Consider the following 12500-nt stretch of genomic DNA (forward strand, 5'->3'; position numbering starts at 1 on the left):
TCGTATAGATTTTCTTCATTTATCTTTTCAAGTTCATCTTGAAAGCGTTCCCATGTCCTTAAATCCTCATGTCAACTTTCTAATTCTTCCCAATCGTCCATAGCTCTTTATTCTATAATCTGCCAATATCCTTGTTTCCTGCCTCCTACACGTTTCAGTAAGCCAATTTCTTGAAGTCGGGAAAGATTGTACTTTACGCCATCTTCTGTAATGTTAGAAAGACTCTTGCTTATCTCTTTTCGAGTTGCTTCTGGGTGTTCTTTTAAGAATGAAAGTATAGCTTGCTGTTGTTCTGTTAGGTTTTGCATACCCTTTTGGGTAGTCTTTTGGGTAGTCTTTTGGGTAGTCCTCTGGTCGTCTTGGATAGTTGCCCTTTCAGGATACTCAAAATTGAATATAGTCCAAATGCCCGAAGCGTCATAGCGGAACTCAGGTGTGGAAAATCCGTCTTTCTTACAAGCTATAATGATACGCTCAATACCACGTCCCCATGCCTCAATCTCACCGGAACGAAAGAAGGTATTGGCAATGTCGGGGTTATATGGAAAACTGCGATGAGAAGACAACAATGTTTCTACTGTCCATCCGTCTGGCAATACACCTCCATTTACTATTTCCAGTTTGTTCTCATATACACGGATTTGTATGGGAGAAGGCTCTGCATAATCTTTGTTGATACAAGCATTTAGTAATGCTTCACGCAGTGCTTCTCTCGGCATGGGCAATGTTTCGATGCGGTGAATACCCTCGTAGGTAATAATGGCTTTCATGTATTTGGTACACAGTAAGTCCATCAGTTTTATAATTTGCTGGAACAGATTGCCATGTACTTCATCTTGGTATACCAAGTCCATTTCTTCGCGAAAGAAACCTACCTTTACGAAAGCTCCGGTTACATATCGTTCCGGATCGGTATGAAACAGCAAAGCGGCAGCACGTTTCAAATAATCACCTTCATAAAGCCGGAGCTTCTCCAACAAGCCGTGATTATCATCCATCAAATCTGCATCATCCATGCGTCCGCTCCGTTTCGCATACTTACGGAACAAGTCGAATGTGGCATTATCCAAATCCTCTACTTTCAGGTAAGGAACAGGCACACCGTCCCATGTTTTACCTTGTTTGCGAAGCATGAAACGGTCGAGTGCTGCACCTTTCAGTTCCTGATTGGTTGCACCACTTCGCTGGTAATATTTGCCGCGAAAGCTGATAGGATAAGGATATGCTTCTGCCGCAATCTCCAGATATTGTTTATCGTCTTTTTCTTTCAGATTAACCTCTACCAAGATACCAAGCATGTCACGTACCTTGTTGGGAATATCCTCCATCAGTTTCTTTGCATCCTGCACACCGCATACTTCACCACTGTCTTTTATACCGATGTATAGCATACCGCCTTGTGCATTGGAAAAGCCGCATATCCATTTCAGATATTCGTCACGCCAAGATTCTTTGAACTCTATGTTTTGGGATTCGATGTTCATCTTTTATCATAATAATAGTATATGATTATTATAACTCACGATATATCGCAATTGGGTCAATGATGCATTCATTATCAAGCCTTCCTAAAAAGAATTTTTCTACGTTTGTTAGTTTGTCTGACAGATTCAAACAAGCATTCTTTAAACTATTTGGAATATGTTCTGCTAATGGCTCCATTGTTTTTCCAGATTGAGTAACTATGCCTATCATTGTAAAATCATATTCTGTTTGCCTTGAATATTTTGAAACAAATTGCGCTTCTGTATCTCGTAAATACTCTCTATTAAGAATAGCTGAGAATTGGAACGGAAGTTCGTTTGGTGATACTCTAAATTCTAGTTCTCCATGGAATCCATATTCCATAATGTTCAACATATGCTTTATGTCATTTTCTGCTATGTGTAACCCGTTTTTTTGTAAATAAGAAGTAAGAGCTTTATTAGCTTGCTGTTTGATGTTTTTTATTTTTGCTCTTTGATTTCTATCATTCGTAGATTTTAACGCATTTGATGCGATATCATTAAGCGTTGTTATTTCTTCCTTATGCTGAAAATATCCAAAGGACTCACCAAGGCTATTAAAATGAGACATTGTAGACTGTAATGTGCGATAATCATTAAATACAGCACGCCCGATAATTTTAACAATTCCTTTTGTTTGAATTGTATCGGTTGTATCTTCAGGTGTGATGGCATACAGAATACCTCTATTTGTCAATTCAGTTTCTAAAAGATTGAACGCATAGTCGTGTAGATATTTCTTCTCGGCAGAAGCCTTCTCTATTTTCAGAAGGTCACTCATGATTTTCCCACTTGCGAACATTCCTTTCTGACTCTCTTCTTCAGTAAGCGATGCTGCATTTTCCGAGATAATATACTCTGTAAAGCCTTGAAACAATTGCGATGAAAGAGAGTATAATTTATAATCGTCCAGATATATAAATGATTTAATGTTTTGTCCCATAATTCCCAAATTCTATTTTTCTTTTTTCTTTTCTGTCGTTATATTGTTTAATATTTTCCTTTCTCGTTTTTATGATTAATCTAATACCATATACGATACAGCCTAATGAAAATACTCCGACTATTCCTACATATATACAATCAATTGTTCCCATAATAGCGTTGTATTTTTAACATGACATTCCAACTAAAAACAAAGGATGCAACACTCATCAAAATAGAGCATATATAAGTACTAGTAATACTTAAAATTTTAACGGCAAGAAGTTCAGATATATATATCATTCCCAACGTGATTGCAAGTAAAATAATTAATAATAGAGATAGTCCTAATACTCTATCTTTATTAGGTTGAGCTACGTGGCTCTCAACCTTTTTAGATTTGTTTTTCAATCCATTGAGTTCATTTATATTTGAAATATTAAGAGTTAATCCGAAAAATACAATGTCTATAGGACTGACAGCAGAGCCAACAGGATTTTTTAATACCCAAAAACATATCAGTCGAATAAATAGGGGTAAGGCCGCTACCAATACTGTATATATTAGCCAACGTTCAAATTTCATATTTCAATCAATTTGTTATATTATTTCCCTCCTTTAATCCTATTACAATTCTTACAAAGCATCTGGCAGTTCTCTGCCACAGTTGTACCACCTTCTTTCCAAGGCGTGATATGGTCAGCTTCCATTTCCTCCAGTTCAAAATGTTTACCGCAATGTACGCAAATACCTTTCTGACGTTCGTAGGCTTCACGTTTTTGTTTCTTGTCAAAAGTGCGAAAACTTAGGTCGCGCAGGTCTCCACTTAGGACATAACGATAAATACCAGACTTCTTCATAATTTCGTCATCCTCCATTAAGTCGTGTATCTGCTTTTCGAGAGTTGCTGTATTATATACGTTTTCACCAAACTCATCGTACATAGCTCCCCAATCCAAGCCTTTCATTTCGCGGCGGTATTTGATAAATGTTGAACGTATCCATGTGATGATTGATACGAAGTAAGCCCAAAGTTTATTGGCATTCGGGTCAAACTGATGTAGTGCCATGTATTTGTCGATGCTTTCCACACCGTCATGACGAGCCGCCCATTTTAAGATAGTCTCCAAGTATGTCTGCTCTATGGCATTGCCATTCAAGAAGTCGGCTCCCATTTTGTAAGCCGGACATCCATTCTTTGAAAAATGCCTACGTGCGTCTGTCACGAAAGGTCCGGCATAGACGGCATTCAACAATTCTTGGTCGAGAAGTTTTTCTCCTGCAATATTGATTACACGAAACCAATCCAGTTTTTCTTTATCTGTTCCTTCACAAAAATAGACTGTTAATTCATAATTGAGGAACTTTTCTTTTTCTTCAGCTGTAAGTGTTGAAAAATAAAGTGTACCTCGATCAGGGTCAACTATGTTGAAGTCATGAGTATAGAACCCACAGATTGAAAGAGTACGTTGTTGTCCATCAATCATTTCATAATTGTCGTTATTATCCACACTCCAATACATAATATTGAGTGGAAACCCTTTAAGTATAGTGTCTATTACAGCCTGTTGTTGTTTTTCGTCATAACGGAACTCTCGTTGATAGGGTGGACGTATATCCAACTTTCCATGGTAGCCTTTAACACCTGTATCTGGATCATTGACATAACCGTCAATAAGATCTGCTATTTTTATTGATTTTAGTTCTATTTTCATGACTGTTATTTTTTTCTGCGGATAAGTATTCTACTATATGGAACAATAACTTCATCTCCGTTCATCATATATAAATCACCATCAACTGCGCCTCGTTTCTGAACTTCTTTACGGTATTTTTTATGTTCAGGCTTATAAGGTTTGACTCCAGCAGCCAATCCTAATCCTGCGATACCTACTCCAAGAATCTCAAATTGTTCTGGGTTATATTTATCCATAAATGTAATAGGAACTCCCATAACACCATTATAGTCACAAGGAATGTCTTCTGTACGGTTTATATTAATTGCATCAAAATTCTCAAATTTAGGATATTCTTCTGGAGAATAATGCTTATAAAGGATCAAGTTTTCATGACGTTCTTTGTAATCAAGGTTTGTGAACCATCTTACTCCTTTTACCCGAATATATTTTCTACCTGTTTCATCTATTCCACATCCAGCAGCATTCAATTCATAGTCATTTGGAACCCAAAATTTTCTATCTCCGCTATGAATACTTGCACCAAGCCATATTTTATTGTTCATTATTAGGGGAAATAGTTCTTTATATTTAACAGCATTTACATTACCTATAATCAAAAACTTCTTATCATATTCAATCAATTGGGCTACATATTCTCTAAATAATGAGAATGGCGGATTAGTAACCACGATGTCTGCCTCTTTAAGCAATTCAATACATTCTTTACTCCGAAAGTCACCATCACCTTTTAATGGCATTACACCTATTTCATCAGCATTAGGAATATGATCTCCATTCTTGTCTCCTTCATAAACTAAATATACAGCTTTATCACTTTGATTTTGGCTGAATAAGTCCATATCCTGATTTTTATAACATGTGGTAATCAACTTTTTCAGTCCAAGAAATTCGAAGTTATAAGCAAAATAAGTAAAGAAGTTGCTTACACGTGGATCGTCACAGTTGCATAATACTGTTTTACCACGAAAATGTTCGCGGTAATGTTTTAGCTCATTATTGATATCATCAAGCTGAGTATAAAATTCGTCTTTCTTCGCTTCTTTAGCTTTATTCAGATTTTTGTTAGCCATATCCTTTATTCGTTTTTTCCGTTTCTAATCAATCGTCTCGCATCAATATCTAATATGGATGCTATCTTCATCAGCATTTCCAAAGATGGCTGGCTTACATTAGAACACCACCGTGAAACTGTCGCTTCATTCTTCCCTAACTGTCCGGCAAGCCATTTCCCGGTTTTTCCTTGTTCTACCAATACTATTTTTAGTCTGTTTATCTTTTCTGTTCCCATATTTGGCTTATATTGCAAATCTGCGATAATTGATTGATGATATTTGCAAAGTTAATGATTAACAATGAAAATAAAACAAAGTCTTAGCAAGAATCTTCCATTTTTATATTGTAATTGTGCCTATGGAGGTCGTATCAAGTGTCTTATACGTATCATCTACTTTGCTTTCTATTGTTTTTCACTTGTCTTACCTTCAAACTCTCCTGCATCAGGCTGTCAGAAACGGTTTTCAAATCTTTGTCGTAACCGTCAGCTTGTCCTCGTATCCATTCGATGGACTTTTCGTCACGGTGAATGTCGAACACATCATTCAGCCAAAGAATCTCTTTGGGACTGCATCCTCCCCACGAGCGGATGGCACGGAACTTCAGCGCATCGTCCGCATACTGACATCTGGACTGCCAAAGTTCGATGTTGCCCCAGATGCAAATTATTGAAAATAAATCGGATAAACTTCTTTTTCTGAATGGATTAGTTGCATAATTCGGGATACTTTGTTACTTTTGTAACGATAAGTAAAACTTTTCAGCCTAATGAGAAGTCCTTTTCATTCCTATGAAAAACACGTTTCTCCTAAGTGAAAAGCACATATCATCCAGTTGAAAAATAATGTGATAACTTGATTACAAACTCAAAAACTTAACTCAATATGGCTATTGAATTCGAATTTTACCAGTCTCCACATACATTCGGCGAGAAGACAAAAAAGTATTATCCTAAGGTTGTTAACTATCGGACGGTAACTACGCAGGAGTTGGCTGAGGAAATCCATTCCGGTTCTACCCTGACGACGGCAGATATTCGGGCAACAATCGATGCTTTGAGCTATCAAATTGCGCAGCACTTGAGCGAAAGTGAACGGGTTCATGTTGAAGGAATCGGTTTTTTCGAGGTGAGTTTGCAATGTCCGGAAACGGAAAACCCGAAAGAAACACGCGCCGGAAAGGTAAAGTTTAAGTCCGTCAATTTCCGGGCGGATAAGGCTTTGAAGGAGAAGATGCACAAAGCACAGACCATTCGTTCCAAACGCAAGGTACATTCGTCTGCTTTCTCGCCGGAAAAGATGGATGAAAAGCTGACGGTTTATTTCCAGACGAACTTGTTTTTGATGCGTCGTGACTTGGAACAGCTTTGTGGCCTGACTCAAATTACGGCGAACCGCCAACTGAAACGGCTGATCGAGGAAAAGAAACTGAAAAATATGGCCACACGTTATCATCCTGTTTATGTCCCGATGCCGGGCTGGTACGGGAAAGAAGCGGAATAGTCCTCTTTATTATCCGAGGATTAAGTCCTGTTTGAGGGATTGGTAAGGAACATCCCAAAGAATATCGGAATTTACATTTGCGTTTCAAAAGCTTGTTCACCTGCCAATTTCTCTCTAATATTGTAGTTCAAATCGAAATATCATGAATCGACGTATAGCGACACTTATTTTAGTATTTGGGGGAATGATCTCTTCGTTCCTGTATGCCGAAGGACGGCAAGTGATTCCTTTTAACGAGGGTTGGAAATTTAAGAAAGCACCCGTACAACAAGAGCTCTTGGTGAATATGGCAGCTTGGGAAAAGGGTTGGAAAGAAGTAACCTTGCCTCATACGTGGAATAATATTGACATGCAGACAACACCTAATAATTTCTACCAGGGTCCGGCTTATTATCAGAAGACATACGATTGTCCGGCCGACCTGAAAGGAAAACGAGTCTATCTACGTTTCGAAGGTGTGGGCGCTTGTGCTTGGGTTTATGTCAATAACACGTTGGCTACAACCCATAAAGGCGGATATTCGGCTTTCGCCTGTGAGATTACAGACTTATTGAAACCGGGAGCAAAGAATGAGATTGTCGTGAAGGCGGATAATGCTTCCCGTCCGGATGTGATTCCGGTCAATCATCAGTTGTTCGGCGTATATGGTGGTATTTATCGTCCGGTTTCTTTGATTGTGACCGAGGATTGTCATATTTGTCAGACCGATTATGCTTCGCCCGGTGTCTATATTACGCAAAAGCAGGTATCCAAACAATCGGCCGGTGTCCATATCCGTGTGAAATTGGATAACGGAACGCTTTATACGGTTCCGTTAACACTGGAGAATACCATTTATACCCAAGAAGGAGAGCCAGTGGCGAGCCAACAGCAACCTCTTGAATTGACACCACAGGGCATACAGGAGTTTACAGCAGACTTTAAACTTCGGAAACCGACGCTTTGGCAAGGACGAAAGAATCCTTATCTATATAAAGTGGTGACTCGCCTTTTACGTGATGGAAAAGTCATCGATGAGGTTGTACAACCCTTGGGCATCCGTAAGTATGAGCTGATAGCCGGAAAAGGCTTTTTCCTGAATGGCGAGAAGTATCCGATGTATGGCGTGACCCGTCATCAGGACCGTTGGAAACTGGGAAGCGCACTGGAGAATAAGCATCACGACGAAGACCTGTCTTTCATTATGGACATCGGTGCGACGACGGTACGTTTTGCCCATTACCAGCAATCGGATTATTTATATTCGCGGTGCGATAGTCTGGGACTGATCATTTGGGCCGAGATTCCTTTTGTCAACCGGGTAACGGGCGAAGAAGCCGAGAACGCGCGTAACCAGTTACGGGAATTGATCCGGCAGAACCTGAATCATCCGTCGATTTATGTATGGGGATTGCATAATGAAGTTTATCAACCTCATATTTATACACGAGAACTGACGCAATCATTGCATGATCTGGCCAAGACGGAAGATCCAGACCGCTTTACAGCTTCGGTCAATGGATACGGACATATGGAACATCCGGTAAACTTATGTGCCGATATTCAGGGAATGAACCGTTACTTTGGCTGGTACGAAAAGACATTGCAGGATATCGAACCGTGGGTGAAAGGATTGGAAACAAACTATCCGGAAACGAAACTGATGCTGACGGAATATGGAGCGGATGCGAATATCCATCACCAGTCGGAGTATTTGGGTGATGCGTTGAAGTGGGGAAAAGAGTTTTATCCGGAAACCTTTCAGACGAAAACCCACGAATATCATTGGAGTGTGATTGCTCAGCATCCGTATATTCTGGCCTCTTATCTGTGGAATATGTTTGACTTTGCCTGCCCGATGTGGGAACGTGGCGGCGTGGCTTGCCGGAATATGAAGGGACTGGTTACCTTTGATCGGAAGATCAAGAAAGATGCTTATTATTGGTACAAAGCGAACTGGAGTCAAGAGCCTGTTTTGTATCTGACACAGCGCCGTAATGTAGACCGGGAGAAGAAGGTGACTTCCATCACGGTGTATTCGAATATCGGAACGCCCCGGGTGTTCTTGAACGGAAAAGAATTAAGTGGTATCCAGCAAGGATATACGGAGGTACATTACCGGATCGATCCGGTTACGTTGGCCGATGGCGAGAATATCGTACGGGCACAAGTAGAGAAAGACGGGAAAGTCTATGAAGATGAGATCCGTTGGATGTACACAGGAGAGAAAAGACGAGAAGCCGACGCTTCTTATGAAAAAGAAGAACACGCCGGCTTCTGATCAACTGTCTTATTCGGGCTGGTTGACGACAAAGTCGCGGATCACACATTCGGTCCGTTCGCCTTTCGGGATGCGGAGTTTCAGTGTGTGCGATTTGTTCTCCAACTTCTTCTCAAACATATAAACCCAAGGAATGTATAATCCGGAGCTCCATTCGGTATACGTATCGATTTTCTTGTAAGGAGCTCCGTCGATGCTATACTCCAAAACGCAGGCTTTCGGACCGGCAGCGCAGAAGATACCGACGGCTGTTCCGGTGAATGAGAAAGTCAGCGATGACTTCCCTTGAGAAGCATGTAACATGGGGACATGAACGAAGCCCGGCCGGGTAGCGATTTGCGGATCATCGGGTGTCCAGTCGTTGACGATCTCGAAGCCTTTCAGTTTTTGGGCGTCGCTGATCGGAACCAGTTTCCCGTCTGCATAGCTGAACGGATTCAGGGGCGTTGGCAAGGAGTGCTTCTGTTCCTGCAAGGCATCAAACGGCTTTGTCTCCTGATCCAGCAAAAGATTGATGGCAGCCGTATAATATTTGTGTCCGAACCAGCTGGGATGCGTTCCGCCGAATTGGTTCCAGTCGAATTCTCCGGCTTTCATTCGCTCGGCCACTTCCTGTGCCAAATGAATGGAAGGCAGCTGATAATGTTCCGCTACCTTTTCATGGTTGGTAAATACTTCCGGTTGCTCACCTTTCTGTAAAGGTTCGATAAACGGATCATAAATGAAATGAAGGAAGATGATATCCATCTTCGGATTCACCCGAAGGGCATGACGGACGATCCCTTCCATGCCTTGAATCTGTTCTTCTCCCGTAAAGTAGTTGGTATCATCGTTGACAGCCGCTTCGACAAACATCAAGTCGGGCGTTCCGTGTTGCAGCACATCCTGTTCCATGCGGAAAGCATGCGGCGTGGAACCTGCCGAGGGCAACCCGGCTTTGATAAAGGTGAATTGAGTATCGGGGAAGCGTTGTTGCAAGTCTTCCCTGATTTGAGCGCACCAGCCTCTCATTTCTGTGATGGAACCGCCCAGGAAAGCTACGCATCCTTTCTTCTCGATATTGAATTTATGGAAGGCATTATTCAGATTATTCCGTGCTTGGATATGTACTTTGTCGGCATATCCCGGCTGATACCGCTTGATGAAATCGACTACCGGTTCCGGATTCTCCAGACTGTGCGGATGATGGTCGCAGTCCGGTTTGACAATCACTTCGATGACGCCACCGGCTTTCCGATATTTGTCGGCTACCGGCTTCAGATTCTCTTCGTATGGAACGACTTTATCCACTCCTCCGCAAACGGCCATGACCGGAACTTTTCCGGCCACAAGTTTATCTACCAGATAAATGACATTCCCTTGGAAGTCCTCTCCTACTTCCTCATCTTTCAGGTTCCATTCCTTTAGCAGGTCCGGCCAAAGATCCGGAGCTGTCTTTTTAGGCCAGCTGAAGACGTTACAAACGGGCGCGTCCACGTACAGGCAAGCTACTTTCTCCGGATTCTGGGCTGCCCAGTGAAAGGCATATAATCCGCCCCGGCTGAATCCTTCGACCGTTACTTTCGAGGCCAAATGATAGTGGTTCACCATTTCGGCATAGAAATCATTTCCCAGCTTGACTCCATGCGGACTTCCATACAGGTGTGTCAAATCGTAGTAAACGATATGAAATCCTTCTTTCAATAAAGCCTGATCGACCGAAGGAAATGCGCCGAAGAAAGCCGGACGCCAGATCCACGGACGGCCGGGTGCTGCCTTTTTCGGTACAACGACAATTGCATCCCGGTCCTGAAACTTGAAGTCATACCGGTCACATCCTTCCCACTGACTTTTAGTCCCGGGAAAAACGGTTTGCGGAAGTTGTGTTGCTGTCATCACATTCGGATGAGGAAAGGTTGGACTGTCCGTAACCAAAGCGTCCATACGGGTTGCCTGCATATTCGACAGACAAGAGAATCCCGCTACTAAGATACCAAAGAGTGCTCTTTTCATGATAAATACAAATTAGTCTGCTTGTTGATGACAAAGATGCAGAAAAAAGAGAAATAACCCAAAGATATGAGGACAGATTATCGTGCAGTTGGGTTTGAAAACAGAAAATAACGAGAATCGACTTCAATCTTCACCGGATTCGAAATCGATTCTCGTTACTTTTAATTCGGATAATAAGGCTTGTCAGTTTTAATTGGCCGAAATCACCTGGCCTTCTCCACGGTATAGTTTGATCGGACCGTCGAGCAAGACAGCCAATACCGTGATTTGTTCATCCTGAACCCGTTCGGGCACTTCGATGTATAAGTTACCCGGCACCTGGCTCCAGTAACTCTTGTTGTGAATCTTGAAAGGAAGCATGGCTCCGTTTCCTACTACCCAGACACGATTCACCTTATTCATCAATCCTTTGATTTCGATGGGTCCGTTCGGACGATACGGGAGATAGAGATACAGGATATCGCCGGCTTTGTTGAGAGTTGTATATCCTTGGAAGTGCTCTGCCGGAATACCAGCCTGCGTCTCATAAACCGCTTCTTTGTGTTTCTTGATCCACCGTCCGAATTCCTTCAGGATCGCCACTTGCTCTTCCGGGATTGTACCATCTTCCTTCGGACCTATATCCAATAATAAGTTACCGCCCATGCTGAGGCAATCGACAAACGTACGCAACAGGATATGCGGTGTTTTATAATTCGTATCGGCATGCTGAAAGCCCCACGAATCATTCATCGTCATACATAACTCCCAGTATTTGTCTTTCGGACGAACGACCGGAACTCCTTGTTCGGGAGTTGCATAGTCGCCATAGCCTTGGATACGCGAATTAATAATGACATTCGGATTGGTAGAACGAAGCAGATCGACAATTCCTTTGGAGTTCCAAGCCTCGGCACTTTGTTCCCAGTCGCCGTCAAACCAGTATAAATCCGGTTTCCAGGTTTTATTCAGTTCTGCCAATTGGGCAAAGTTGAACTGGACAAACTTATTCCATCGGGCCGGATCGTCTTTATACCGGGTTTCTGTCTTGGTCTTGTTCGGATAATCCGGATGCGACCAGTCGAGGAGTGAATAATAAAATCCCAGTTTCAGTCCGTGTTTGCGTACTTCTTCCACGAAAGGAGCCACCAGATCCTTTCCAGCCGGAGTCGATTTGACAACACTCAAGTCGCCGGCTTTCGTATCCCATAAGGCAACACCGTCGTGATGCTTGGTAGTCAGTACCGTATAGCGGGCACCGCTCTCCTGAATCAGGTCCAGCCATTCTTTCGGATTGTATTTCGAAGCCGTAAAGCCTTTGGTCTGATTCATATATTCCTCATACGGCAGGTAATTATTGTAGAACGACCAACTCTCTGACACACCGTTCACGGCATAAATACCCCAGTGAATGAAAATACCCAGTTTGGCTTCTTCAAACCATTCCATCCGTTTTTCCTTCTGCTCATCTACTTGTGCGCGGCTAACTTCCTGAGCCGGAAGTTGCATTGACATTGCCAGGAAAGCAATGCCTAAACTCATTAAATGTGTTCGCATTGTATTAAAATTTAATGTTTGACACACA

The 12500-nt window shown here is 42.0% G+C and carries 11 protein-coding genes and 1 pseudogene; 2 read left to right on the forward strand and 10 right to left on the reverse strand.

From position 1 onward, the window contains the following. Nucleotides 1–107: 107 nt before the first annotated feature. The 8 genes and pseudogenes from MUN53_RS03300 to MUN53_RS03335 form a co-directional block, all read right to left on the reverse strand. A complete protein-coding gene (locus MUN53_RS03300) occupies nt 108–1484 on the reverse strand; it encodes an ATP-binding protein (RefSeq protein WP_243323384.1) in 1377 nt (458 codons plus the stop codon). Between the two features lie 28 nt (nt 1485–1512). Beyond that, a complete protein-coding gene (locus MUN53_RS03305) occupies nt 1513–2448 on the reverse strand; it encodes a DUF6414 family protein (protein ID WP_243323385.1) in 936 nt (311 codons plus the stop codon). Beyond that, nucleotides 2432–2602, reverse strand: a complete 171-nt coding sequence (locus tag MUN53_RS03310) for a hypothetical protein (protein ID WP_243323386.1) — start codon at nt 2600–2602, stop codon at nt 2432–2434. The genes MUN53_RS03305 and MUN53_RS03310 overlap by 17 nt, the downstream gene beginning before the upstream one ends. Beyond that, a complete protein-coding gene (locus MUN53_RS03315; RefSeq protein WP_243323387.1) occupies nt 2589–3014 on the reverse strand; it encodes a hypothetical protein in 426 nt (141 codons plus the stop codon). Before MUN53_RS03315 ends, MUN53_RS03310 begins: the two co-directional genes overlap by 14 nt. A 20-nt stretch (nt 3015–3034) precedes the next feature. Next, nucleotides 3035–4144, reverse strand: a complete 1110-nt coding sequence (locus MUN53_RS03320; protein WP_243323389.1) for an HNH endonuclease family protein — start codon at nt 4142–4144, stop codon at nt 3035–3037. Nucleotides 4145–4149: 5 nt separating this feature from the next. Next, the gene (locus tag MUN53_RS03325; protein ID WP_243323391.1) at nt 4150–5199 is read right to left on the reverse strand and encodes an adenine-specific methyltransferase EcoRI family protein; all 1050 of its coding nucleotides are present in this window, start codon (nt 5197–5199) and stop codon (nt 4150–4152) included. Nucleotides 5200–5204: 5 nt separating this feature from the next. Further along, the gene (locus MUN53_RS03330; RefSeq protein WP_243323393.1) at nt 5205–5417 is read right to left on the reverse strand and encodes a helix-turn-helix transcriptional regulator; all 213 of its coding nucleotides are present in this window, start codon (nt 5415–5417) and stop codon (nt 5205–5207) included. 152 nt (nt 5418–5569) lie between these two features. Beyond that, nucleotides 5570–5848, reverse strand: a pseudogene (locus tag MUN53_RS03335) (hypothetical protein); the annotation flags it as partial. A 218-nt stretch (nt 5849–6066) separates the two neighbouring features. Here MUN53_RS03335 and MUN53_RS03340 point away from each other — a divergent pair. After that, nucleotides 6067–6684, forward strand: a complete 618-nt coding sequence (locus MUN53_RS03340) for an HU family DNA-binding protein (protein WP_243323394.1) — start codon at nt 6067–6069, stop codon at nt 6682–6684. Nucleotides 6685–6826: 142 nt separating this feature from the next. Further along, a complete protein-coding gene (locus MUN53_RS03345; RefSeq protein WP_243323395.1) occupies nt 6827–8944 on the forward strand; it encodes a glycoside hydrolase family 2 protein in 2118 nt (705 codons plus the stop codon). 9 nt (nt 8945–8953) lie between these two features. Here the strand turns inward: MUN53_RS03345 and MUN53_RS03350 are convergent, their stop codons facing one another. Beyond that, on the reverse strand, nt 8954–10936 hold the full coding sequence (locus tag MUN53_RS03350; protein WP_243323396.1) for an SGNH/GDSL hydrolase family protein: 1983 nt from the start codon (nt 10934–10936) through the stop codon (nt 8954–8956). Nucleotides 10937–11125: 189 nt separating this feature from the next. Further along, nucleotides 11126–12430, reverse strand: a complete 1305-nt coding sequence (locus MUN53_RS03355; protein ID WP_394803033.1) for an alpha-L-fucosidase — start codon at nt 12428–12430, stop codon at nt 11126–11128. Nucleotides 12431–12500 lie beyond the last annotated feature (70 nt).

It is taken from the genome of Parabacteroides faecalis (genome assembly GCF_022809355.1).
Taxonomy (GTDB): domain Bacteria; phylum Bacteroidota; class Bacteroidia; order Bacteroidales; family Tannerellaceae; genus Parabacteroides; species Parabacteroides faecalis.

What these genes read in the sequence shown, in the direction of transcription:
- MUN53_RS03310 (WP_243323386.1), bottom strand. Translation starts at nt 2,602, where the DNA reads ATGGGAACAATTGATTGTATATATGTAGGAATAGTCGGAGTATTTTCA.
- MUN53_RS03325 (WP_243323391.1), bottom strand. Translation starts at nt 5,199, where the DNA reads ATGGCTAACAAAAATCTGAATAAAGCTAAAGAAGCGAAGAAAGACGAA.
- MUN53_RS03315 (WP_243323387.1), bottom strand. Translation starts at nt 3,014, where the DNA reads ATGAAATTTGAACGTTGGCTAATATATACAGTATTGGTAGCGGCCTTA.
- MUN53_RS03345 (WP_243323395.1), top strand. Translation starts at nt 6,827, where the DNA reads ATGAATCGACGTATAGCGACACTTATTTTAGTATTTGGGGGAATGATC.
- MUN53_RS03355 (WP_394803033.1), bottom strand. Translation starts at nt 12,430, where the DNA reads ATGTCAATGCAACTTCCGGCTCAGGAAGTTAGCCGCGCACAAGTAGAT.
- MUN53_RS03320 (WP_243323389.1), bottom strand. Translation starts at nt 4,144, where the DNA reads ATGAAAATAGAACTAAAATCAATAAAAATAGCAGATCTTATTGACGGT.
- MUN53_RS03330 (WP_243323393.1), bottom strand. Translation starts at nt 5,417, where the DNA reads ATGGGAACAGAAAAGATAAACAGACTAAAAATAGTATTGGTAGAACAA.
- MUN53_RS03350 (WP_243323396.1), bottom strand. Translation starts at nt 10,936, where the DNA reads ATGAAAAGAGCACTCTTTGGTATCTTAGTAGCGGGATTCTCTTGTCTG.
- MUN53_RS03300 (WP_243323384.1), bottom strand. Translation starts at nt 1,484, where the DNA reads ATGAACATCGAATCCCAAAACATAGAGTTCAAAGAATCTTGGCGTGAC.
- MUN53_RS03305 (WP_243323385.1), bottom strand. Translation starts at nt 2,448, where the DNA reads ATGGGACAAAACATTAAATCATTTATATATCTGGACGATTATAAATTA.
- MUN53_RS03340 (WP_243323394.1), top strand. Translation starts at nt 6,067, where the DNA reads ATGGCTATTGAATTCGAATTTTACCAGTCTCCACATACATTCGGCGAG.